Origin of the sequence: Micrococcus sp. Mcc28 (assembly GCF_024519775.1) — a bacterium.
Taxonomy (GTDB): Bacteria; Actinomycetota; Actinomycetes; order Actinomycetales; family Micrococcaceae; genus Micrococcus; species Micrococcus luteus.
Window position 1 is genome coordinate 21372 of record NZ_JALJRH010000005.1, and the last position, 23128, is coordinate 44499.

At 73.0% G+C, this 23128-nt stretch carries 22 protein-coding genes and 1 pseudogene; 11 read left to right on the forward strand and 12 right to left on the reverse strand.

The features are described 5' to 3' along the window. Positions 1-405: 405 nt before the first annotated feature. The 3 genes from NR073_RS03595 to NR073_RS03605 are packed head-to-tail and all read left to right on the forward strand — an operon-like array spanning position 406 to position 3339. Positions 406-1827, forward strand: coding sequence for an LLM class flavin-dependent oxidoreductase (locus tag NR073_RS03595; RefSeq protein ID WP_141843489.1), 1422 nt, complete (start codon positions 406-408; stop codon positions 1825-1827). Positions 1828-1885: 58 nt separating this feature from the next. Beyond that, positions 1886-2596, forward strand: coding sequence for a Tat (twin-arginine translocation) pathway signal sequence (locus NR073_RS03600; RefSeq protein WP_255502741.1), 711 nt, complete (start codon positions 1886-1888; stop codon positions 2594-2596). After that, entirely contained in the window at positions 2593-3339 is a 747-nt protein-coding gene (locus tag NR073_RS03605) for a hypothetical protein (protein ID WP_049147412.1), read from the forward strand. The genes NR073_RS03600 and NR073_RS03605 overlap by 4 nt, the downstream gene beginning before the upstream one ends. Positions 3340-3402: 63 nt before the next feature. Here the strand turns inward: NR073_RS03605 and NR073_RS03610 are convergent, their stop codons facing one another. Further along, a complete protein-coding gene (locus tag NR073_RS03610) occupies positions 3403-3783 on the reverse strand; it encodes a YtxH domain-containing protein (protein WP_044658681.1) in 381 nt (126 codons plus the stop codon). A gap of 106 nt (positions 3784-3889) precedes the next feature. Continuing rightward, positions 3890-4090, reverse strand: coding sequence for a hypothetical protein (locus tag NR073_RS03615; RefSeq protein ID WP_036384100.1), 201 nt, complete (start codon positions 4088-4090; stop codon positions 3890-3892). A gap of 221 nt (positions 4091-4311) precedes the next feature. Between NR073_RS03615 and NR073_RS03620 the strand changes: the two genes are divergently transcribed. The 3 genes and pseudogenes from NR073_RS03620 (at position 4312) to NR073_RS03625 (ending at position 6308) form a co-directional block, all read left to right on the forward strand. Further along, positions 4312-5130 (forward strand): DUF4397 domain-containing protein, encoded by an 819-nt coding sequence (locus NR073_RS03620; protein WP_049148008.1) that lies wholly within the window; start codon positions 4312-4314, stop codon positions 5128-5130. A 157-nt stretch (positions 5131-5287) separates the two neighbouring features. Beyond that, positions 5288-5797, forward strand: a pseudogene (locus NR073_RS11335) (class F sortase); the annotation flags it as partial. After that, complete coding sequence (locus NR073_RS03625; protein ID WP_181743490.1) at positions 5733-6308, forward strand: anti-sigma factor domain-containing protein; 576 nt, start codon at positions 5733-5735, stop codon at positions 6306-6308. The pseudogene NR073_RS11335 and the gene NR073_RS03625, both read left to right, overlap by 65 nt. A 91-nt stretch (positions 6309-6399) precedes the next feature. Here NR073_RS03625 and purL read toward each other — a convergent pair whose 3' ends face one another. The 3 genes from purL to purS are packed head-to-tail and all read right to left on the reverse strand — an operon-like array spanning position 6400 to position 9760. Continuing rightward, positions 6400-8706, reverse strand: a complete 2307-nt coding sequence (gene purL, locus NR073_RS03630; RefSeq protein WP_256748613.1) for a phosphoribosylformylglycinamidine synthase subunit PurL — start codon at positions 8704-8706, stop codon at positions 6400-6402. Then, complete coding sequence (purQ, locus tag NR073_RS03635) at positions 8703-9497, reverse strand: phosphoribosylformylglycinamidine synthase subunit PurQ (protein ID WP_070708867.1); 795 nt, start codon at positions 9495-9497, stop codon at positions 8703-8705. The genes purL and purQ overlap by 4 nt, the downstream gene beginning before the upstream one ends. Beyond that, complete coding sequence (purS, locus tag NR073_RS03640; RefSeq protein ID WP_069941507.1) at positions 9494-9760, reverse strand: phosphoribosylformylglycinamidine synthase subunit PurS; 267 nt, start codon at positions 9758-9760, stop codon at positions 9494-9496. Before purS ends, purQ begins: the two co-directional genes overlap by 4 nt. Before the next feature lie 176 nt (positions 9761-9936). Between purS and NR073_RS03645 the strand changes: the two genes are divergently transcribed. Together NR073_RS03645 and NR073_RS03650 are read left to right on the forward strand one after the other, a co-directional pair. Then, entirely contained in the window at positions 9937-10101 is a 165-nt protein-coding gene (locus tag NR073_RS03645; RefSeq protein ID WP_155643109.1) for a hypothetical protein, read from the forward strand. Further along, on the forward strand, positions 10098-10544 hold the full coding sequence (locus NR073_RS03650) for a YchJ family protein (RefSeq protein ID WP_049148014.1): 447 nt from the start codon (positions 10098-10100) through the stop codon (positions 10542-10544). Before NR073_RS03645 ends, NR073_RS03650 begins: the two co-directional genes overlap by 4 nt. 33 nt (positions 10545-10577) lie before the next feature. Here the strand turns inward: NR073_RS03650 and NR073_RS03655 are convergent, their stop codons facing one another. The 5 genes from NR073_RS03655 to NR073_RS03675 form a co-directional block, all read right to left on the reverse strand. Beyond that, positions 10578-10733 carry a hypothetical protein gene (locus NR073_RS03655; RefSeq protein ID WP_010079551.1) on the reverse strand — a complete coding sequence of 52 codons (156 nt, stop codon included), beginning with the start codon at positions 10731-10733 and terminating at the stop codon, positions 10578-10580. Between the two features lie 86 nt (positions 10734-10819). After that, the gene (locus NR073_RS03660) at positions 10820-11023 is read right to left on the reverse strand and encodes a helix-turn-helix transcriptional regulator (protein WP_002856639.1); all 204 of its coding nucleotides are present in this window, start codon (positions 11021-11023) and stop codon (positions 10820-10822) included. A 3-nt stretch (positions 11024-11026) separates the two neighbouring features. After that, entirely contained in the window at positions 11027-11590 is a 564-nt protein-coding gene (locus NR073_RS03665) for a hypothetical protein (protein ID WP_256748614.1), read from the reverse strand. A 510-nt stretch (positions 11591-12100) separates the two neighbouring features. After that, on the reverse strand, positions 12101-13966 hold the full coding sequence (locus NR073_RS03670; protein ID WP_044658688.1) for an alpha/beta hydrolase: 1866 nt from the start codon (positions 13964-13966) through the stop codon (positions 12101-12103). Positions 13967-14061: 95 nt separating this feature from the next. Next, positions 14062-15132: a hypothetical protein gene (locus NR073_RS03675; protein WP_036315423.1), complete on the reverse strand. Its 1071-nt coding sequence runs from the start codon at positions 15130-15132 to the stop codon at positions 14062-14064. Between the two features lie 266 nt (positions 15133-15398). Here NR073_RS03675 and NR073_RS03680 point away from each other — a divergent pair, with 266 nt between their 5' ends. Further along, positions 15399-18383 carry a S8 family serine peptidase gene (locus tag NR073_RS03680; RefSeq protein ID WP_256748615.1) on the forward strand — a complete coding sequence of 995 codons (2985 nt, stop codon included), beginning with the start codon at positions 15399-15401 and terminating at the stop codon, positions 18381-18383. Positions 18384-18621: 238 nt separating this feature from the next. Here the strand turns inward: NR073_RS03680 and NR073_RS03685 are convergent, their stop codons facing one another. Further along, positions 18622-19908, reverse strand: coding sequence for an aspartate kinase (locus tag NR073_RS03685; RefSeq protein ID WP_144826241.1), 1287 nt, complete (start codon positions 19906-19908; stop codon positions 18622-18624). Positions 19909-20136: 228 nt separating this feature from the next. On the opposite strand from NR073_RS03685, the gene NR073_RS03690 reads away from it, so the two are divergent. Beyond that, positions 20137-21150 carry an ABC transporter ATP-binding protein gene (locus NR073_RS03690; RefSeq protein WP_144826239.1) on the forward strand — a complete coding sequence of 338 codons (1014 nt, stop codon included), beginning with the start codon at positions 20137-20139 and terminating at the stop codon, positions 21148-21150. Beyond that, on the forward strand, positions 21147-22403 hold the full coding sequence (locus NR073_RS03695; protein WP_256748616.1) for an ABC transporter permease: 1257 nt from the start codon (positions 21147-21149) through the stop codon (positions 22401-22403). The genes NR073_RS03690 and NR073_RS03695 overlap by 4 nt, the downstream gene beginning before the upstream one ends. A 43-nt stretch (positions 22404-22446) precedes the next feature. Here NR073_RS03695 and recR read toward each other — a convergent pair whose 3' ends face one another. Next, the gene (gene recR, locus NR073_RS03700) at positions 22447-23046 is read right to left on the reverse strand and encodes a recombination mediator RecR (protein ID WP_002856659.1); all 600 of its coding nucleotides are present in this window, start codon (positions 23044-23046) and stop codon (positions 22447-22449) included. Positions 23047-23128: the final 82 nt, after the last annotated feature.

A 23128-nucleotide genomic window follows, 5' to 3' on the forward strand; every position in this document is an offset into this window, starting at 1 on the left:
GGATGCCAGTAGACCACCGCGGGCCCGGTCGGCCGCGCGGTCGCCCGGCCGCCGGCGCCGGAGGGTCACACGGGCGTCACACCGGGGGCGCCGCCGGGCCCGGGCTGGGCCAGCGCCGAGCCAGACGTTTCGGTCGTCTCCGCAGGGTGGAGGCAGCAGATTCCTCTGGCTCAGCGCTGGGGCGCCGTTGAGTCGCCGCAGGGCCGCCGCCCGCGGACGTGTCCTCCGTCACGGTCGGGGCATGTCACGAACCGGGCGCCGGACGCGTGGCCGGGCCCGGCGGGGCCGTCATGAACCCCTGGGCCGGACCGGCTTCCACCGCCGGCCGCGTCAGCGTTGCATGGTGCGGAACCGTCGCCCGCCCGGCCGCGCCCCTGCGACCGGGCGGCCCTGGAAAGGAGACCCATGAGCACCGTCGAGAACGCCGGGGCCGGAGCACCCACCCGCCCGGATGAGCACCGCGAGATCCTCTTCAACGCATTCGACATGAACTGCGTCGCCCACCAGTCCCCGGGGCTCTGGCGTCACCCCGACGACCACGCCCGCGACTACAACACCCTGGGCTACTGGACGCACCTGGCGCAGACGCTGGAGAAGGGCCTGTTCGACGGCCTGTTCATCGCCGACGTCCTCGGCCCGTACTCCGTGTACGGCGGCACCTCCGAGGCCGCCATCAAGACCGGCGCGCAGACCCCCGTGAACGACCCGTTCCTGCTCGTCTCCGCGATGGCCGCGGTCACCGAGCACCTCGGCTTCGGCGTCACCGCCGGCACCGCCTACGAGCACCCCTACCCGTTCGCCCGCCGCCTCGCCACGCTCGACCACCTCACGGGCGGCCGCGTGGGCTGGAACGTGGTCACCGGCTACCTGCCCTCCGCCGCCCAGAACATGGGCCAGGACGACCAGATGGAGCACGACGAGCGCTACGAGCACGCCGACGAGTACCTCGACGTCGTCTACAAGCTCCTCGAGGGCTCGTGGGAGGACGACGCCGTCGTCTACGACAAGGAGTCCGGCGTGTTCGCGGACCCGGCCAAGGTCCACGACATCGCCCACGAGGGCCGGTACTTCACCGTGCCCGGCCACGCCGTCACCGAGCCGTCCGTGCAGCGCACCCCCGTGATCTACCAGGCCGGCGCCTCGACGCGCGGCCGCGCCTTCGCCGGCAAGCACGCCGAGGCCGTGTTCATCAACTCCCCCACGAAGGAGCTGGCGGCCGCCACCGTGAAGAAGATCCGCCAGGCCCTGGTGGACGCCGGCCGTGACCCGTACGACGTGAAGATCTTCGCGATGCAGACGATCGTCACCGGGGCCACCGACGAGGACGCGCGGGCCAAGTACGACGACCTGGCGCAGTACGTGGACCCGCTGGGCGGCCTCGTGCTCATGTCCGGCTGGATGGGCATCGACCTGTCCCAGTACGACCTGGACGAGCCGATCGGGGACGTGAAGTCGAACGCCATCCAGTCCGCCGTGGAGACCTTCCAGAAGGCCTCCGGCACGGATGAGGAGTGGACCGTGCGCAAGCTCGCCGAATGGGTGGGCATCGGCGGCTTCGGCCCCGTGATCGTGGGCGGCGGCGAGTCCGCGGCCCGTCAGCTCGTCGAGTGGGCCGACGAGACCGACGTGGACGGCTTCAACCTCGCCTACCACATCACCCCGGGCGCCTTCGAGGACGTCGTGGAGTTCGTGGTGCCGGCGCTGCAGAAGCTCGGCCGCTACAAGACCGCGTACACGGACGGCACGCTGCGCCACAAGCTCTTCGGCCGCGGCGACCACCTGCCGCAGAACCACCACGGCGCATCCTTCGCCCTGCGCCGCCGGTAGGGTGACGCCAATGGCCGCGGCGCCCTGCCTCGGCCGGCAGCAGCCCCAGGAGGAGAACATGCAGCGCAGACGTGCCGTCCGCGCGGCCGGGCTCGGCGTCGTGGGCGCCCTGGCCTTGGCCGGGTGCGCATCCGAGCCGCAGTCGGCGGGGGAGGCCTGGCATCAGGCCCGCACCCAGTTGGACGAGGCCGAGACCGTCCGACTCGAGACCGCCTACACCACCGGCCGTCAGGGCCCGCAGTCGGTCCGCTGGGACATCGCCGGCCGGCTCGACGGCGGCGACGCCGAGTCGAAGGGCGTCATGCAGGTCGGCCGGGACTCACACATCACCATGGAGTCCCGCCAGGTCGGCGAGGATGTGTTCGTCCGGGTCGACGTGGACGGCTCCGACGTCCCGGACGACGTCCAGGTGATGTACTCCGACCCGCAGTGGCGCCGTGTCCCGGCCGGTGAGGGGCAGGAGCCGCCCCTGAAGTCCCTCCTCGACCAGGTGGGCTTCCCCGCGGCGGACGCCCTCGACGGCGCCCAGGTGCGCGCCGAGGAGGTCGACTGGGACGGCGGCACGGCCTACCGCTATGCCGTGCCCGAGGAGGTCGCCGACGCGGCGATGGCCGAGGGCGACGCCACCCGGGTGCACTCCTTCACGGTGGACGACGACGGCGAGCTGGTCGCGCTCACCGTCGACGACGGCCGGGCCACCCAGCAGTACGCCCTGAGCGACTGGAACCAGATCGAGCCGGCCGAGGCGCCGGAGGAGGTGGCCGAGTGAGGCAGCGCCAGACCCAGACCCGCCGCACCCGACGCGGCCTGTCCCTCGCCGCCCTCGGGGCGGCCGCCCTGCTGCTGACCGGCTGCGCCTCGGGCGACGACGCCCCCGGCGCCTGGGACCGTGCCCGCACCCAGCTCGAGGAGGCCGACTCCGTCCGCATGGTCACCGAGCTGCGGTCCGAGGCCCCGAGCAACGGGCGCGCGGTCCCGGACTCGGTGGACATCTCCGGTCCCGTGGACGGCTCGTCCATGCGGTACGTGTCCGTGTACCAGGACGACGGCCTGATCACCCGAGACGAGTCCCGGATCGTGGACGGCACCGCGTACTCCCGGTTCACGGTGGAGCGCGCCGGCACGAGCGGTGAGGACCGCCCCGCCTATGTGGAGCGCTGGACCGCCACCCCGTACGAGAGCGATCCCAGCGCCACCGGCATGGGCGCGATGGTGAGCTCGCTGCTGGGCTCCCTGCCGGAGTCGGGCGGCCTGGACGACGTCGAGGCGGACGCGGACGGCATCCGCCGCAGCGGTCAGGATGCGATCCGCTACGTGCTGGACGAGCCCGTCTCGGGCCCGCAGGAGGGCGTGGAGCTGACCGCGTTCACGGTGTCCAAGGAGGACGGCCGCCTGCTCACCGTGGAGACCGAGTCCGCCGGCACGAAGGCGGTGGTGACCCTCTCCGAGATGGGCGGGGTGGATCCGGTGCAGGCCCCGCCGGCCGACGAGGTCCTGAAGCAGGACGGCTGACCCGGCCCACGGCGACGGCGGCCCGCCTCCCCTCGGGGAGGCGGGCCGCCGTGTCTGCGCGGGTCAGCGCGTCAGCGGACCCTCGTCACCCAGCGGGGTGGACGGGTCCGAGATGGTGTCCGGCTCGGCACCGTGGCGGGCCGCCGAGGTGATGTTGTCGTTGTTGGACTCGGTCACGCGATCTTCGCGGACGTCGTTCTTCTTGTCGTTGCCCTGCATGGCATCCTCCACCTTCGTCGTGGCCTTCTGCACCGGATCGGACTTCTTCACCTCAGCGAACTTCTGCTGGGCGGTCTCCTGGACCTGGCCGACCTTCTCCTGGGTCTTGGGGTCGTTCCAGAGCTTCTGGGCGTTCTGGGTCATCTTCTCGAGGTTCTTGCGGCCCTCGGCGGAGCCGAGCAGGTAGCCGAGTGCGGCGCCGAGGCCCAGGGTGATGAGGCGCATGGGTGGTCTCCTTCATGTGTCGGGACCGCGCCGACCCTCTTGGACGGGCCGGGCGGCGCGCTGGCGCGCTGTCCTGGGATCACTCTGGTCATCGGAGCCCGCCGCGTCAACGACTGAGGCGCACGGCCACGACGATGGCGAGCACCACTCCCGTGCCCGCGACGACGGCCGAGCCCGAGAGCACGGCGTCTCCCGCGTGCGTCGGGACGGGGTCGTTCTCGCCGGTGAGGAGGGCCTCTTCCCGGTCGAGCCCCTCGACGGCGCCCAGGCCGCGGGGCGGGGAGGCTCGCGGGAGGGGTGTGTACACGATGAATCCACGGGGCGGGCCTGGGAGGCACATCCGCCCCAGGGGCGGACCTTCTTCAATTCTGACGAGCCCCCGAAACACGACGAGCCCCACTGCGCAGGGCTCGTGATCGGAGGGGGAGGAAAATCCTCTGCAACGGATCGGTCGCGGCGTCGGTAGTCCTGGTGTGAGCGCATTCGGCGCCTCGCCCCGCAGGACCCTCGACGAACAGGAACGACACCATGCGCAAGTCCCTCCCGGCCGCCGTCACCACCGCCCTCGGCATCGCCGTCCTCGCCCCCCTGTCCGCCGCCGCCATGGACGCCCCGTCCGGCGCCGAGCTCTCCGTGCTGCACGCCGTGCCCGCGACCCCCGTGGACGTCTACGTCAACGGTGCCCTCACCCTGGACGACTTCGAGCCCGGCGACCTCGCCGGTCCCCTGGAGCTCGCCGCCGGCGACTACGAGGTCGCCATCACCGCCGCGGACGCCATGGATGACTCCGCCCCGATCCTCGGTCCCGTCACCCTCACCCTCGCCGACGGCGGCGACTACACCGCCGCCGCCCACCTCGACGCCGCCGGCACGCCCACGGTGACCGCGTTCGAGAACGACACGAGCGCCGTCGCCGCCGGCGAGGGCCGCCTCACCGTGCGTCACATCGCCGCCGCCCCGGCCGTGGACGTCTGGGCCGGCGAGGACGTCGTCGTGCCCGGCCTGGAGAACCCGGACGAGGCCTCCCTCGAGGTGCCCGCCGGCACCGTCTCCGCCGCCGTGTCCGTGGCCGGCACCACCGACCCCGTGATCGGCCCCGCCGACGTCGAGGTCAAGGACGGCGTCACCACGATCGCCTACGCCTGGGGCTCCGCCGCCGACGGCACCCTCGCGCTGGCCACCCAGGAGGTCGCCGCCGACCACAGCGCGCCGGGCTCCGTCCCCGCGGGCATCGACGTCGCCCCCGCCCAGGACTCCACCGGGATGCTGGCCGCCGTCGGCGCCGGTGCGGCCGCCCTGGTCGCCGGCGCCGTCCTCATGGCCCGCCGCCGGGCGGCCCGTGCGTGATGAGTCCTGCGGGCGGGGTCCCTCCCGCCCGGAGATGGGGACCGTCGGCCGTGTGCCGGCGGTCCTCGCCCTCGCCGCCGTCGTCCTCACCGGCTGCGCGCCGTCGGCGGCGGTCTCCTCCCTCCCGTCCGAGCAGGGGCGAGGCTCCGTCGTCGCGATGACGCCGGGTCCCGCGGAGGGAACGGGAACTCCACCGGCCGCAACCCCCTCCGCGGCTCCGGTCGTCCCCGGGCGGACGCCGTCGTCGGGGATCGCCGTCCGGCGCGCCACCCAGAGCCCATCGGACGACGCCAGGATCCCCGTGCGCGTGGACTATCCGGCCATCGGGGCCACGCTGAGCGTGGTCTCGGTCGGGGTCACGGAGGACGGGGCAATGGAGTTGCCCGACGACAGCTCCGTCGGCGGCTGGTACCGCCACGGCTCGGCCCCCGGGGATCCTGAGGGGACGGCGGTGATCGCCTCCCATTCGGGTTCACCGCGCAATCCCGTGGGGGCCCTCTACGGGCTGCGGCAGGCCGCGGTCGGCGACGAGGTCACCGTCACGGATGCGGCGGGGACCGCCCGGCGCTATCGGGTGGCCTCCACCCAGAGTCTGGGGAAGGGTGAGCTGGACCTGTCCCCGTACTTCCGCCGGGACGGCGCCGCCGAGCTCGTCCTCATCACCTGCGGCGGCCGCCGGGCTCGTCATCGGCGGCGGGGCCGTGGGTGTCGCCCTGGGCGGCGGCCCCTGGCAGGGCGGGGTCCCGGAGGCCGGGAAGCCCGCGACGACGTCGCCCGCGCCGCCGACGCGCGGGACGGACGCTCCCGGCCAGGGGGGTGAGCCGGGCGGCGGCGACGACCTCATCGGCACCGCCGTCATGGCGTCCGTGACCACCGACGGATCGCCGGCCCGCGCGGAGATGACGCGTGCCGCCGACGGGGAGATGCACCTGGCCGTGCATGTGCCCCAGGTGCCCGCCCCCGAGGACGGCTACCTGGAGGTCTGGATCCGCGACGAGGCCGCCAGCCGCATGATCTCGCTGGGCACGGTGACCCGCCAGGACACGACACTGACCGTCCCGGAGGGCGTCGACCTGGCGTCCTACCCCGTGCTGGACGTCTCGCATGAGCACTTCGACGGCGACCCGTCCCACTCGACGCTCTCCCTGTGGGTCGGTGAGATGCACCGGACCACCTGACGAGCCCTGAAATACGACGAGCCCTGCGCAGTGGGGCCTATCGGTACTGGATAGGCACCACTGCGCAGGGCTCGTCGCTTCTGTCCCAGGCTCAGCCGAAGTGCTTCGGCAGGGTGGCCTCCCAGGCCTCGCGCAGCTCCGCGATCGGCAGGGTGAAGGCGTCCTGGACCTCGAGGGCCGCGGAGTCGGCGTCCACCACGCCGATGCGCACGGCCGCGTAGCCGCGGGCCGTGGTCATGTCCGTGAACCGGACCTCCTCGGTGCGGGGCACGGCCACGACGGCGCGCGCCTGCGTCTCGGAGAACAGTGCGGTGAACAGGTCCACGCCGTCGCGGCGCAGCACCTCGTCCAGCACCACGCGGGCGCCCACGCCGAAGCGCAGCACCATCTCGGACAGGGTGGCCGCGAGGCCGCCGCCGGAGAGGTCGTGGGCGGCGTCGATCATGCCGTCCCGGGACATGTTGACCAGCAGCTCGCCGAGCAGGCGCTCCTTCTTCAGGTCGACCTTCGGGGGCAGGCCGCCGAGGTGGCCGCGCAGGCGCGCGAACTCGGAGCCGTCCAGCTCGTCCGCGGTCTCGCCGAGCAGGTAGATCGCCTGGCCGTCGGCGTCCGGGGCGAAGCCAGACGGGGTGCGGCGCAGGACGTCGTCGAGCTGGCCGAGCACCGCCACCGTGGGGGTGGGGTGGATCGGGGTGCTGCCCGTCTGGTTGTACAGGGACACGTTGCCGCCGGTCACCGGGATGCCGAGGGTCTGGCAGCCGTCCGCCAGGCCGCGCACGGCCTCCGCGAACTGCCACATCACGTCCGGGTCCTCGGGGGAGCCGAAGTTCAGGCAGTCGGAGACGGCCAGGGGCACGGCCCCGGCGGTGGTGACGTTGCGGTACGCCTCGGCCAGGGAGGCCTGCGCGCCCGTGTACGGGTCCAGGTAGGTGAACCGGTCGTTGCAGTCCGTGGCCAGGGCCACGCCCATGCCGGTCTCCTCGTCCACGCGCACCACGCCCGCGTCGTCCGGGGCAGCCAGGGCGGTGTTGCCGCGGACGTAGCGGTCGTACTGACGGGTGATCCAGGAGGTGTCCGCCAGGTTCGGGGAGCTCATCAGCTCCACGACGGCGGCGCGCAGCTCCTCGCCCGTGGCGGGCAGGTGCTGACCGGCCTCGGAGGAGCGGAACGTGTCCGCCTGGAGCTCGTCCTGCCAGGCCGGACGCGCGTACGGGCGCTCGTAGACCGGGCCGTCGTGGGCCACGGTGCGCGGGTCCACGTCGACGATGACCTCGCCGTCCCAGGTGATGATCAGGCGGCCGTCACCGGTGACCTCGCCCAGCCACGAGTACTCGACGTCCCACGTGGCCATGACGGCCTCGAACGCGGCGACGTTCTCCGGCGTCACCACGGCCATCATGCGCTCCTGCGACTCGGACATGAGGATCTCGCCCGGGGTCAGCGTGGAGTCGCGCAGCAGCACGTCCGTCAGCTCCACGCGCATGCCGCCCTCGCCGTTGGAGGCGAGCTCGGAGGTGGCGCAGGAGATGCCGGCGGCGCCGAGGTCCTGGATGCCCTCGACGAGGGAGTCGCGGAACAGCTCGAGACAGCACTCGATGAGCACCTTCTCGGAGAAGGGGTCGCCGACCTGCACCGAGGGGCGCTTGGCGGGCTTGCCGTCGCCGTCGAAGGACTCTGAGGCCAGCACGGAGGCGCCGCCGATGCCGTCACCGCCGGTGCGGGCACCGAACAGGACCACCTTGTTGCCCACGCCGGAGGCGTTGGCCAGGCGCAGGTCCTCGTGCTTGAGCACGCCCACGGCGAGGGCGTTGACGAGCGGGTTGCCCTGGTAGATCGGGTCGAAGCGGGTCTCGCCGCCGATGTTCGGCAGGCCCAGGGAGTTGCCGTAGCCGCCGATGCCGGCCACCACGCCGTGGAACACGCGGGCGGTGTCCGGGTGGTCGATCGCGCCGAAGCGCAGCGGGTCCATCACGGCCACCGGGCGGGCGCCCATGGAGATGATGTCGCGCACGATGCCGCCGATGCCCGTGGCCGCGCCCTGGTAGGGCTCCACGTAGGAGGGCGAGTTGTGGGACTCGACCTTGAACGTCACGGCCCAGCCGTCACCGAGGTCGGTCACGCCGGCGTTCTCGCCGATGCCCACCATCATGTGCTGCTTCATCTCGTCGGTGAGCTTGTCGCCGAACTGGCGCAGGTGCACCTTAGAGGACTTGTACGAGCAGTGCTCGGACCACATGACCGAGTACATGGCCAGCTCGGCCGCGGTGGGGCGGCGGCCGAGGATCTTCTTGATCTCGGCGTACTCGTTCTCCTTCAGGCCCAGCTCGGCCCAGGGCTGCTCGACGTCCGGCGTCGCCTGGGCGTCCGCGACCGTCTCGATGTTGAACTGCTGGCTCATGCATGGCCTCCACGGCTGGCGAGGGTGGTCAGGACGGAGGTGAAGAAGCCGAGGCCGTCCACGCCGGAGCGGGGGCCGGCGGCGGTGTCCGGGCCGAAGCCCGTCTCCACGGCGTGCTCCGGGTGCGGCATCAGACCGACGACGTTGCCGGCCGGGTTCGCGATGCCCGCGATGTCCCGGCGCGAGCCGTTCGGGTTCCAGCCCTGATAGCGGAACACCACGCGGCCCTCGGCCTCGAGGGCGTCGAGGGTCGTCTCGTCCGCCACGTACTGGCCGTCCTGGTTCTTCAGGGGCACGGTGATGGTCTGGCCCTGCTCGAAGTCGCGGGTCCACACGGTGTCCGTGCTCTCCACGACCAGCTCCTGGTCGCGGCAGATGAAGTGCAGGTGGTCGTTCTTGACCATCGAGCCCGGCAGCAGGTGCGACTCGGTGAGGATCTGGAAGCCGTTGCAGATGCCGAGCACCGGCAGGCCGTCCGCGTCGCCCTCGGGGCCGCCGGCCGCCGTCGCCACCGCGTCCATCATGGGGGCGAAGCGGGCGATCGCGCCGGCGCGCAGGTAGTCGCCGTAGGAGAAGCCGCCCGGGATCACGACGGCGTCCACGCCGGCGAGCGTCCGCTGCGGGTCCGCGTCGGCGTGCCACAGGGAGACGGGCTCGGCGCCGGCGAGGCGGACGGCGCGCAGCGCGTCCACGTCGTCCAGGGTGCCGGGGAAGGTGATGACGCCGATGCGCGCGCCGCTGAGCGGCGTCGTCGGCGTCGAGTAGTCGCCGATGAGGGGGAGCTCGGTCATCGGGCGCCCTCGGCCTCGTCCAGGACGGCCACGTTCACGACGTCCTCGATGACGGGGTTGGACAGCATCTCCTCGGCGGCCGTGCGGGCCTGAGCGAGGATCTCGTCGGTGACCTTGCCCTCCACGGTGAGCTCGAAGCGCTTGCCCTGGCGGACCTGGCTGAACTCGGTGAAGCCGAGGCGGGGCAGGGCCCCGTTGATCGCCTTGCCCTGCGGATCGAGGATCTCGGGCTTGGGCATGACGTCGACGACGATGATGGGCATGAACACGCTCCTGGGTGCGGGACGATGCCGCGGAGCAGGACGGTGTAGATGCCGTCTCACGCCCGGCCCTGGGCGCTCCGCGTGCTTGCCCGCCCAGTCTACTCGGCCGCCCGGACGCGGGATCGTGGGTGTGATGGGGGCGGCACGCGGCAGCCGGCCCGGCGTAGCCTGGCGGCATGAGACCTCAGCAGACCCGTGTGTCCCCGCTCGGCCGACGCCGGCCGATCAGCCCGCTCGGCCCCGCGCTGCTCGCCGCGGCGGCCGGCGTCGTGCTGACGGGAGTGCGCCGCATCACGGCCCGGTCCGCCCGGCGTCGCGCGACCGGGCGCCCGCGCCGGTGAGCCGTCCCGAGCCCTGCCCCTGCGGGTCCGGAGCCGGGCTCGCGGCGTGCTGCGGTCGCCTGCACGCGCGTTTCGCCCAGGACGGCGCCCTGACCGCGCCCACCGCCGAGGCGCTCATGCGCTCCCGGTACACGGCGTTCGCGCGGCTGGGCGAGGCCGGGACGGCAGAGGCGCGGGCGATGGCCGACTATCTCGCCGCGACCTGGGTTCCCGAGCACCGGCCCACCGCGGCCGAGCTGCTGCCGACCGAGGGGGAACAGGCGCCGCGGTTCACCCGCCTGGCGGTGCTGGACGTGCGGGACGGCGGGCCGTTCCAGGACGCCGGGACCGTGGAGTTCGTGGCCGTCGGCACGGGGGCCGAGGGGCGGTTCCGACTCCATGAGGTCAGCCGGTTCCGCCGTGAGGACGGGATCTGGCGCTACGTTAACGGCGACGTGCGCTGAGGCCGGGGCGGCGCGTCGGCCGGCGGTGACGCGTCAGAAGGCGGAGAAGATCCCGGCGCCCACGCTGAGGACCAGGCCCAGGATGGCGATCCACGCCACCAGGGTGACGATCGGGCGGGGGCGACGCGGGGCGTCGTCGTGCCAGTCCACGCCCTCCAGCTCCGGAGGGGTGCGCAGCTCTCGATCCATGGCCCCAGCCTCTCACGCCCCACGCCGCCCCGGGCTCAACGCGGGTTGACTTGTCACGGGTGCTGGGCGCCCGGACCCGCGACAACTCAACCCGCGTTGCCGTCCGGGGTGAACAGGTCCTCGATCCGCCGCCCGAACACGGCCGCGAGGCGGAAGGCGAGGGGGAGCGAGGGGTCGTAGCGGCCCTTCTCGAGGGAGATGACGGTCTGCCGGGAGACGCCGAGCTCGTCGGCGAGCCGCTGCTGCGACCAGCCGAGGCGGGCACGCTCGTCGGGGATGGTGTTCTCCACGGCTCAGCCCCGGCGCTTCTGGAGCGCGTAGCGGACGGCCACCGAGGCGCCCGCGAAGAGGAGCAGCCCGGCGCCCACGAGCGGCAGGTCGGCCTGCCATCCGGTCATGGCAATGACGAACGTGCCCAGGCCCAGCACCACGAGCAGGTCGCCGAACGCGGCGGACTGCGCCTTCTCGAGCCACCGGCCCTCGATGGTCTCCTCGGTGTCTCGGATGGCCCCGCGGACGGTGGTGCGGTCCACGAGGAACAGCCAGGCGAGGGTGATGCCGACCGGGAGCGCCGACGCCGCCATGACCGTCCCCATGACCGCCGGGAAGCGGGGATCGGCGTCGCCCTGGCTCGAGGCCAGAGCGAAGGCCACAGTCCCGATCAGCAGGGCGACGACGACGCCGGCCACGAGGCTGACGACGATCAGTCGCCCGGATCCGCCGCCCAGACGGGAGGAGCGGCCCCAGCGGGAGCGGGTGTCCCGGCGCGGGTCGGTGGTGGCGGTGCCGGCGTGCTCCGCCGCGGCGCCCTGCCTGTCCGCTGCGGCGGCGGTGTGGCGGGGGTGGTTCGCGGTCATGGGGCCCTCCTGTGGTCGATGCCCTGGGCCGGTGGCCCGGCCCGCCTCGGAGGCCCTGGGGGCGTCCGACCGGACGTTGTGAAGCAAGCTTGACAGTCAAGTGACCTTGTCGTCAAGGGAACTTGACGCCGGGGCCTGCACGAACTCCTCCCACGTCATGGGCGGGGTCAGCCCGAGCCAGGCCGGTTCGAGACGGAACCCGAGGGCCGTGTTCATCCGCAGGGACGCCGCGGTTCTCGTGCTCGGCCGCCGCGACGTGGCCACGGTAGGGCGCCAGGTCGGCGTCGTCGTCGAGGTGGAGACAGTTGACGTCGTCGATCGAGGCCCCGGCGTCGACGCCACCCCTCCGGCTGCCCATCGCGGGTTGAGTTGTCGGGGGTGTGGGGCGGGGGCACCCGCGACAACCCAACCAGCGGTGCAGGGCCGCCCCGGGCGCGACGACGGCCCGGCGTCTCCGCGGGGGAGTCGCCGGGCCGTCGGGGGCGAGCCGGGTTCCGGGTGCCCGGGCCGTCAGTCCTCCAGGAAGGCCTCGACGTCCGGGGTCACCGCGCGGGAGTCGATCAGCTGACGCTCGATCGCGTCGTGGGTGATCCGGTTGGCCTCGCGCACGGCGTCGGTGCGCATCGAGATCTTGATGTCGCCCTTGTGCGTCGGGGTCCCGGCCACCTGGACCGGCTGGGTCTCGAGCGGCAGCGGGACGGCGTCGCACAGCGACTTCTCGGCCGGCTGGGCGCCGGTCAGGAAGTAGTCACGGATGGGCGCGTCCACGCACTCGGTGCGGTACGGGAACAGGCCGTGGGTGCCCTCGTTGTCCACGGAGATCAGGGACGTGTTGCGCAGCACGCCGGCGGCGCGGTGGCCGCCCTCGTACGGGGTCGCCGCGTCCAGCTCGGACTGCACGATCACGGTGTTCGGGGCGCCCTTGCCACCGGGCTGGGCGGGCATGGAGGTCTGGGCGGGCCAGTACATGCACTCCGACGGGCCCATCAGCACACCGATCCACGGGGCCTTGCGGCCGAGGTCGTCCACCCACGAGGTCCAGTATCCCTGCGAGGTGTTCCACTGGCCGTCCTGGCAGCGGATCGCCGAGAACGCGCCCTCGAAGGTGACGGCGTCACCGGCCTGGGTGGCGGCGACGAGCTGCTCGCGCTCGCCCACGGTCTCCAGGCCGCGGGCGGCGAAGCGGTCGAAGGAGTCGCGCTCCTCGGCCGGCAGCGACGCACGGGCCTCGGCCAGGATGCGCTCGATCTGGGTGCGCTGCCCCGCGGGGTCCGTGGCCGCGGCCTCGGACTCCATGATGCGGATGTAGGCGGCGATGACGGACCCGGCGTCGAGGTACTGGGACGTGTCGTACATGGCCGGCAGCAGGAACGAGCCGGCGACGATCATGCCGAGCTGGGTGCGGGTGCCGCCCACGTCCTCCCAGCGCTCCCGGATCTGCATCGGGTCGTCCCCGAGGTCGAAGATCTCGTCGTGCCGGGCCACGTAGGGGAGCATCGCGTCCTGGAACTGGCGGTCGCGGGAGCGCGGCTGCAGGTCCCAGGTGGTCTGGAGCCCGTCGCGGGAGATGTCCACGGCGGAGTCCAGCAGGAACCGGTGCGTGTGCTGGGGGAAGACGCGCTGGTACCAGCTGCCCAGCCAGGTGCCGTACGAGTAGCCGATGTAGGAGGTCTTCTCCTCGCCCAGGACGGCGCGGATGAAGTCCATGTCGTACACGGTCTGCTCGGTGGTGATGTACGGGGTGAGCTCGTTCTCGAGGCACGCGTCGACCTGGGCCTTCGTGTCCTGCCACACGTCGTGCTCGGGGTTCGGCGTGTAGGTGCACTCCAGGGCGGTGGACTGGCCCACGCCGCGGGGGTCGAAGCCGATGAAGTCGTACTGCTCGGCGAGCTCCGGGGCGCGCTCGGCCATGGCGGGCCCCCAGGGCAGGCCGGAGCCGCCCGGGCCGCCGGGGTTGACCAGCGCGATGCCCTGGCGCTCCGGGTTGCCCTTCGAGGTCTCGGTCTTGGCCACGCGCAGGGTGATGGTGTGGCCGTCCTCGGGGTTCTTCCAGTCGCGGGGCACCGTGACGTCGGCGCACGCGGTGCCGGGGATCGCGCTGAACCGGGCGTTGAGGCTCTCGCTGCCGAAGTCGCAGGCCTCCCAGTCCAGCGTCTGGCCCACGAGGTGCGGCGCGAGCGCGGCGGCGTCGTTGACCTTGTTGCCCCGCGTGGCGGAGAGGTCGTTGGAGCGGGCCTGACCCTGCGATGCGGACCCGTTGCCGTTGCCGTTGCCGGGCGCGGAGAGCGCGGGGGCGGCGGCCGCGACGGCGAGCGAGACGGCCGCGACGGCGGCGGCGAGCGTGGTGCGGCGGCGAGCTGGAACGGTTCTGGTCACGTCAGGTCCTCGAGTCGTTCGGTGCGGAGAGGGCCGGGGCGGTCACCGGATGACGCGAGTGATGCGCCTCACAGCCTGTAGAGCGGCCATCCTAATCATGGACGTGCGCTGGAAGTCCACTCGGCGTCCGGCCCGGTCCCGGGGGCCGCCCCCGCGGCTGCGTCCAGCACCGCCAGCAGCCGCACCCGCAGCGACTGGCCCCGCGCGGCGAACTCGCGCTGTCGCCGCGCGTACTCGGCACGCCCGGCCGGCTCCTCGATCCGCACGGCCGCGTAGCCGCCGCGCCCGTCGGCGAGGTCGTCCACTCCGGTCAGGTCGTACGGCGAGGCCTCCATGTCCAGCCGGCGGATGTCCCACGCGAGGTCGAAGCAGTCCGCGAGCAGGTCCGAGTCGACCACCGGCACCAGCTTGTACGCCCACTTGTACAGGTCCATCCCCGCGTGCAGGCAGCCGGGCTGCTCCATCTCCCGCATCCCGGCGCGCGTGGGCAGGACGCCGTCGTCGCCCTCGTTGCGGTCGCGCGCCTCGGGTGCGAAGAACCGGAACGCGTCGAAGTGCGTGCACCGGATCCGCGAGCCCTCCACCACCGCGTCCGTCCCCCCGGCCCCGAGCCGCAGCGGCAGCTGGGAGTGCCGCACCCCGTGCACGTCCGAGCGGTACGCCATCGCCCACTCGTGCAGCCCGAAGCAGCCCAGGCGTGGCGCCCGCTCCGCCGTGCGCGCGAGCAGGTCCCGCGTGAACGCCACCCCCGACGCGCGGTCGGCCAGCACCGCCGCCGCGTCCACCAGCCAGCCGCCCACCGGGCGGCCGTCGACGACGGCGCCTGCTACCTCGCCGGCCTCGACGCGCCGGTAGTGCTTCCACTCGCCCCGGGGGGTCGTGCCCAGCTCGGCCGCCTCGGCGCGGGCCGCGGCGCCGTCGTCGTCCGCGAGGAGGACCCCCGGCCCGGGGTGCCAGCGCTGCAGTGCGGCGGGGGAGTGCGTGTAGTAGCCGAAGAGGAAGTCCTGCACCGGGTGCTTCTGGCCGCGCATCCGCAGGGCCACCAGCGGGTCCGTGCGTCGGGCGATGCGCTCGCGGTGTGCCCGCGCGTGGGCCCGCCACACGTCGGCGGGCAGGGTGACGACGGCGGTAGGCGGGGGCGCGGGGGCGGTGCGTGGCTCGGGCATGACCCCACCATCCTCCCCCGTGGCGCCCCTCATGAGCGAGCGGCTCCGCGACGCCGACGCGGGGAGTGTGCTCCGGCGGCCCCAATTCGACGGTCCTGGACGTTGCCTGGCAAAGATCTGGTCAAACGCCCTACCGGACGGTAGATTGCACATGTCTCGCTGTGGCGCTCATCACATGGGCGTCGATCTCCCCGTCCCCCGGCGCCATCCCCGCCGGCGTGCCACGGGTGAGAGCTGGGCGGACCTTGATGAGAAAGGCGGAGGCAATGCCTCAGAACCCCACCCCTGCCCGGCGCCGTCGGGCCCTGGCCGCGGCCGTCGCCGGCGCGAGCCTCGTGGCCGCTCCCGCGCTCGCGGTGTCGGCCACCGCCGTCGAACTGCCCGACGGCAGCACCGTCTCCAGCCCGCAGGGCGAGGTGCAGGTCCAGCAGCAGTTCGAGGACGGCCGCTACTTCGTGGTCCTGAAGGACCAGCCGTCGGTGACCGCCCCCGAGGCCGGCGCCGTTCCGGGCGCCGCCCCGAAGGCGAAGTTCGACCCCTCGCACCCGCGCGTGAAGAACTACGAGGCCAAGCTCCAGCGCCAGCAGGCGAAGGTCGCGAAGACCCACGGCGCCAAGGCCGAGATCTCCTTCCAGCGCGCCGTGAACGCGTTCGTCGCCGAGCTGACCGCCGAGGAGGCCCAGGCGATCGCGAAGGACCCGGCCGTGCTCGGCGTCGCACCGGACGAGCAGGTGGCCCCGGACTACAGCTCCACCGAATTCCTCGGCCTGCCCGGCAAGAAGGGCACCTGGAAGTCCGTGTACGGCAAGGCCGAGAACGCGGGCAAGGGCGTGGTGGTCGGCGTCATCGACTCCGGCATCCACCCGGACAACCCGTTCATCGACGGTCAGCCCGTCCAGCCGCTCAAGGGCAAGGCCAAGGTCGGCGTGCCGTACCGCACCGCGGACGGCCAGATCGCCGTGCTCAAGGCGGACGGCACCACCGCCACGGCCGAGTGCGAGACCGGCCCGGACTTCCCGGCGTCGTCGTGCGACTCCAAGCTGATCGGCGCCTACGCCTTCTCCGACGACTTCGAGCGCTTCGTCCCGGTGGACGAGCGGGCCCCGGAGGAGCGCATCTCCCCGCTGGGCGTGTTCTCCCACGGCACCCACGTGGCCACCACCATCCTCGGCAACACCGGGGTGGAGCAGACCATCGACGGCGACTCCTTCGGCGAGGGCGCGGGCGTGGCCCCGGCCGCCCACCTGATCTCCTACAAGATCTGCTGGGAGGACACCGACCCGGACACCGGCGGCTGCTACACCTCCGCCTCCGTGGCCGCCGTCGAGCAGGCCATCGAGAACAACGTGGACGTGCTGAACTACTCGATCTCCGGCTCCAACACCTCGATCGTGGACCCGGTGGCCATGGCCTTCAAGTCCGCCGCCGAGGCCGGCATCTTCGTGGCCGCCTCCGGCGGCAACTCCGGCCCCGGCCCGAACACCGTGAACCACGGCTCCCCGTGGCTGACCACCGTGGCCGCGGAGACGTTCTCCAACGAGCTCACCGCCACCGTGCAGTTCTCCGACGGCACGCAGCTCCGGGGCGCCTCCTCGGCCCGCACCGGCGTGGGCCCGGCCGAGGTCATCCACGCGTCCGAGGTCGCCGCCGGCGACGCCGAGGCCGCGCGTCTCTGCCTGCCCGGCGGGCTCACCGAGGAGGCCGCCGACAAGATCGTGCTCTGCGAGCGCGGCGGGAACGCCCGCACCGAGAAGTCGCAGGTGGTGGAGGAGGCCGGCGGCGTCGGCATGATCCTCGTGAACACCCCGTCCGGCTCGCTGGACGCGGACATCCACGCGGTGCCGACCGTGCACATGAACGACAACGGCGTGATCGAGAAGGTGAAGTCCTCCGACCTCACCGCCACGATCGTCCCGGGCGACACCACCGGCCTGCCGGAGGACCCGCTGCCCCAGATCGCCGGCTTCTCCTCCCGCGGCCCGGCCAACGCCGTGAACCAGGAGCTCCTGAAGCCCGACCTCGCCGCCCCCGGCGTGAACGTGATCGCCGGCGTCTCCCCGCTGGACCCCGACTACCACGGCAACACGTTCGGCCTGATGTCCGGCACGTCCATGGCCTCGCCGAACCTGGCCGGCATGGCCACGCTGCTGATCGGCAAGTACCCGGCCTGGTCCCCGATGGCCGTGAAGTCCGCCCTCATGACCACCGCCGGCGACGTGTACAACGCCGACGGCACCGTGAACACGGACAACTTCGCCACGGGTGCCGGCTCCGCCGATCCGGCCGCCGCCGCCCGTCCGGGCCTGGTCTACGACTCCGGCAAGGAGCAGTGGGACGCGCTGCTGCGCGGCGACATCGCCGGCCGTGACGTGAACGTCCCGTCCCTGGCGATCCCCGACGTCGTCGGCTCGGCCACCGTGACCCGCACCGTGACCGCCCTGGAGAACGGCCGCTGGCGGTTCTCTGCGAACGTGCCCGGCTTCGAGGTGACCGCCTCCCCGGCCGTGCTGGACCTGAAGGCCGGCCAGTCCGCCGACGTCGAGCTGACCGTCACCCGCACCGACGCCGCGGTGAACACCTGGACCCACGGCTCCATGTCCTGGACCACCGCCAAGGGCAAGGCCGTCCCGGAGGTGACCTCCCCGGTCACCGTCAAGGCGAAGTCCGCGACCGTCACCTCCGCCGGCGAGGGCTCCGGCGCCACCGGCTCCGCCGACGTGGAGATCACCCCCGGCGTGACCGGTGAGCTGACCCCGCAGGTCCTGGGCCTGGGCAAGGTGGACTCCACCGTGGCCGCCGCCATCGCGAGCAACTCGCTCGAGTCCAGCGCACTGGCCGTGTCCACGGTGACCGTGGAGGAGGGCACCAAGTCCCTGGTGGCCTCGATCAACGCGGGCGCCGCCGGCGCCGACTGGGACCTGTACGTGATCACCCCCGAGGGCAAGCAGCTCTCCCGGGCGACCGCGGACGAGTCCGAGACGCTGACGATCGTGAACCCCACCCCGGGCGCCTATACCGTGGTCGGCCACCTGTACGCGGCCAACGGCGGCAAGGACACCGGCACCCTCGAGACGCTGAAGCTGCGCGAGGACGCGGGCAACCTGACCGTCTCCCCGAACCCGGTGCCCGTGACCTCGGGCAAGGCCACCGAGGCGACCCTCTCCTGGTCGGGCCTGACCTCGGGCACCTGGAAGGGCCTCGTCACCTGGGACGCGGGCATCACGACCGACGTGACCGTCCAGGTCCCGTGACCGCCGACCCCCTCCGTCCTCGCTGACGGAACGGGAGGAACCGCCCGCACGACGCCGGCCCCGCACCTTCACGCTGAAGGTGCGGGGCCGGCGTCGTGGTGGGTGGGGGAGGGTGGAAGCACCCCGGCCCCCTCGCTTTCGAACGTGGGATAGGCCCTATCTCACGTTCGAAAGCGTCCATTCGCCCCATTTCACGTTCGAAAGTCGCCCGGGCGGTGGGGCAGCGGCGGATGCGGCGTCAGCGGCCGGTGCCGCCGTAGACCGTGGCCTCCTCCTCGGCGTCGAGGCCGAAGGCGGCGTGCACGGCGCGGACGGCGTCGTCGAGCTTGCTCTCGGCGGTGACCACGGAGATGCCGATCTCCGAGGTGGAGATGAGGTCCACGTTCACGCCGGCGTCGGCGAGGGCCTTGAAGAAGGTGGCGGAGACGCCCGGGTTGGAGCGCATGCCCGCGCCGATCAGCGAGAGCTTGCCGATCTCCGGGTCCGAGACGATGTCCTGGAAGCCGATCCGGTCCTGGGCGGCGCGCAGGGCGGCCATGGCGTCCTTGCCCTCCACGATCGGCAGGGTGAAGGAGATGTCCGTGCGGCCCGAGCCCTCGCGGGAGATGTTCTGCACGATCATGTCGATGTTCACGTTGGACACGGCGATCACGCGGAAGATCTCGGCGGCCTTGCCGGGCACGTCGGGGACGCCGACGATCGTGACCTTGCCCTCGGAGCGGTCGTGGGCGACGCCGGAGACGATGGGCTGTTCCATGGGAGCGCCTTCCTGAAGGGTGATGGTGTCGTTCGGGTCGGGCATGATCCAGGTGCCCTCGTGGTCGGAGAAGGAGGAGCGCACGTGCAGCGGCACGCCGAAGCGGCGCGCGTACTCCACGGAGCGCAGGTGCAGCACCTTGGATCCGGAGGCCGCCATCTCGAGGGTCTCCTCGGAGGAGAGCTCGGTGAGCTTGCGGGCGGTCGGCACGACGCGCGGGTCGGCCGAGTAGACGCCGTCCACGTCCGTGTAGATCTCGCACACGTCCGCGCCGAGCGCGGCGGCGAGGGCGACGGCCGTGGTGTCCGAGCCGCCGCGGCCCATGGTGGTGATGTCCTTGGACTCGGGGCTCATGCCCTGGAACCCGGCCACGATGGCCACGCGGCCGGCGTCGAGGGCCTCCTGCACGCGGTGGGGGTTGACCTTGACGATCCGGGCCCGGCCGTACGAGGTGTCCGTCAGCATGCCGGCCTGGGAGCCGGTGTAGGAGCGGGCCTCGACGCCCTCGGCGTGGATCGCCATCGCCAGCAGGGACATGGAGATGCGCTCGCCGGCCGAGAGCAGGATGTCCATCTCGCGTGCGGGCGCGTCCTGCGTGAGCTCGGCGGCGAGGTCGAGCAGCTCGTCCGTGGTGTCGCCCATGGCCGAGACAACGACGCACACGCGGTTCCCGGCCCGGACCGTGTCCGCGACGCGGCGGGCCACGCGCTGGATGCCGGCGGCGTCGGCCACGGAGGAGCCGCCGAACTTCTGGACGATGAGACTCATGGGTCGCTCCGGACAGGGTCGAGGGTCGGTTCGGGCCAAGTCTAGGGGCGCGCACCCGCGCGGGTCCGCCAGGTGAACCCCTGTTCCGGATGCTGGACCCGGCGCCCGTGGCCGGCCAGGACGACGGCGCCCGCGGCCCCGCCTGCGACCCCGGTCGGGCTGGGATCGGCGCCGGGATCATCCCCCGGGTGGATCCGCGTCCATGCACGGCCCGGCAAGGATGGGGCCATGACCGCTCCAGCACCCCCGCCCGCCTCACCCGTCCTGGGGGCGGCCGCCCACGACGGGATCGTGGCCCACGGCCTCGCCCGCTCGTTCGGCGCCGTCCATGCGGTGCGGGACGTCTCCCTCACCGTGCCCGCCGGCTCCGTGACGGCCCTCGTCGGCCCGAACGGCTCGGGCAAGACCACGCTCCTGCTGATCCTGGCCACCCTGCTGCGCCCGGACGCCGGCGCCGTGTCCGTGGCCGGGGTGGACGCGGTGCGCGAGCCCGTCGAGGCCCGGCGGCGGCTCGGCTGGATGCCCGACACCCTGGGCGTGTGGGAGGAGCTGACCTGCCACGACATCCTCGCCAGCCTGGGCCGGCTCTACGGCATGGGGAAGGCGGAGGCGTCGGCGCGCGCGGACGAGCAGCTCGCGTGGGTCGAGCTCACGGAGTTCGCCCACCGGCCCGCCCGCGTGCTCTCCCGCGGCCAGCAGCAGCGCCTGTCCCTGGCTCGGGCCACCGTGCACCGGCCCTCCGTCCTGCTCCTGGACGAACCCGCCAACGGCCTCGACCCGGCCGCCCGCATCCGGCTGCGGGACGACCTGCGCGCCATGGCCGCAACCGGCACCGCCGTGCTCGTCTCCTCCCACGTGCTCGCCGAGCTCGAGGAGATGTCCGATCGCGCCGTGTTCCTCCATGAGGGCGCCACGGTGGCCACCCAGGAGTTCCGCGCCGCCGACGACCTCGCCCGCCCCTACCGGATCGCAGGGCCCGACCCGTCGGCCCGGGACACCCTTATCCGCGCCCTTAAGACCCGCGGCCTCGCCGTCACCGCAGCCACCGGCGCCGGCGCGGGCCAGCGCCGGGACGGCGTCGTGGTGCAGCTGCGGGGTGAGGCCGCCGCGGCCGCGCTGCTCGCAGACCTCGTGCGCGAGGGTGTGCTCGTCAGCCACTTCGCCCCGGAGGGCTCCCGCCTCGAGAACGCCTACCTGGGCCTCCATCTGGAGGGCCCCCGCACCGAAGGAGACCGGCCGTGAGCACCGCCGTCGCGACCTCGATCCACGACCGCCGCCCGCCGGAGCCGCAGCCGGGGGGACGCCTCGGCGCGGCCCAGGCCGTGGCCACCGTGGTGGGCATGGAACTGCGTCAGCGGCTGCGCTCGCGCGGCTGGTACGTGCTGTTGGGCGTCTTCTTCGTGGTGGTGGGGGCGGTGACCCTCGGCGCCCTCGGGCTGCGAAGCCTGGGCATGGCGGGGATGGAGGCGTCCGGCCTGGAGCCGGAGCTGGCGGAGCAGCAGATGCGCGCCCTGGGGCGGACGCTCTTCGACGGCGTCCTGCTCTTCGTCCTCACCCTCTCGCTGTTGGTCTCACCCGCCCTGGCGGCGAACGCGATCTCGGGCGACCGTGCCGGCGGCACCCTGGCCATCACCCAGGTCACCCTGCTGCGGACCGGGCACCTGATGGCGGGCAAGTGGCTGGCGGCGTGGATCGCCTCCGCCGCGTTCCTTGCGGCCGCGCTGCCGTGGCTCGCGGTCGCGGCCGTGGTGGGGCGCGTGTCCCCGTGGGCCGTGCTGGTGGGGCTCGTGATGATCCTCGTGGAGTTCGGCATGATCGCGGGGATCGGCGTGGCCGTCTCGGCGATCGCCGGGCGCACGCTGTTCGCCGTCGTGGTGACGTACCTGATCGTGGCGGCGCTGACGATCGGCACCCTGGTGGCCTTCGGGCTGTCCCTGCAGTTCCTGCAGACCGAGGTGCGGGCCAACGAGGCCGACTACGGCTCCACGACGGCGGAGCCGTTCACCGAGGCGGAGCTCGAGAAGATGACCCCGGAGGAGGCCGAGCAGGCCTGGGCCGAGTGGGAGGCGGCGCACCCGGAGCTGTACGACGGGATCGCCGACCGGTGCGTCGGCCCGGTGACCACCCGGACGATCCCCGACCCGCGGCGCAGCGGATGGCTGCTCGCGGCGAACCCGTACGCCGTGCTCGCGGATGCCTCCCCCTGGGAGGGCGGGCTCCTCGAGGACGGGACCCGGGCGGAACCCGGGCCGCTCAACCTGCTGTCCGTGGGGCTGCGCTGGACCCAGCGAGACCCCGTCCGGGACGTCGAGTGCCTCGACGGCGAGCTGCGCGGTCTCGACAGCACCGGCGTGCCGGATCGGCAGGGCACCTGGCCGGTGTGGCCGCTCGGCCTGGCGATGCAGGGTGTGCTGGTGGCCGGGCTGGGCTGGTGGGGCCACCGTCGCCTGGACACCCCGGCCGGGCGGCTGCCCGCCGGCACGCGCGTGGCCTGAGCCGGGCCGGCGTCGGGCGGGGCCTGCTCGACACCGGCCGGTGTCAGCCGCTGATCAGGCGACGTCCCTCGAAGGCACGGCCGAGGGTGACCTCGTCCGCGTACTCGAGGTCCCCGCCGACGGGCAGACCGGAGGCCAGGCGCGTGACGCGGATGCCCGTGGCGCCGAGGAGCCGGCCGAGGTAGGTGGCCGTGGCCTCGCCCTCGAGGTTGGGATCCGTGGCGAGGATGACCTCCTGCACGGCCTCGTCCTGCAGCCGGGTGAGCAGCTCGCGGACGTGGAGCTGCTCGGGGCCGATGCCGGCGATCGGATTGATGGCCCCGCCGAGCACGTGGTAGCGGCCCTGGAAGGCGCGGGTGCGTTCCATGGCCATGACGTCCTGCGACTCCTCGACCACGCAGATCTGGGAGCGGTCCCGGCGTTCATCCCGGCAGAGCGAGCACACCTCGTCCTCGGAGACGTTGAAGCAGACCGAGCACAGCCGCACCCTGTCCTTGACCGTGCGGATGGCGTCCGCGAGCCGCAGCATGTCCTCCCGATCCGCCTCCAGCATGTGGAAGGCGATGCGCTGGGCGGACTTCGGCCCGATGCCCGGCAGGCGGCCGAGCTCGTCGATCAGGTCCTGCACCGCGCCCTGGTACATCCGTCTCCCTCGTCCGATGGTGCGTCTCGTGGGGCGTGCGCCCCGACGCGGCGCCGTGGTCCGGCGCCGCGTCCATCATGCC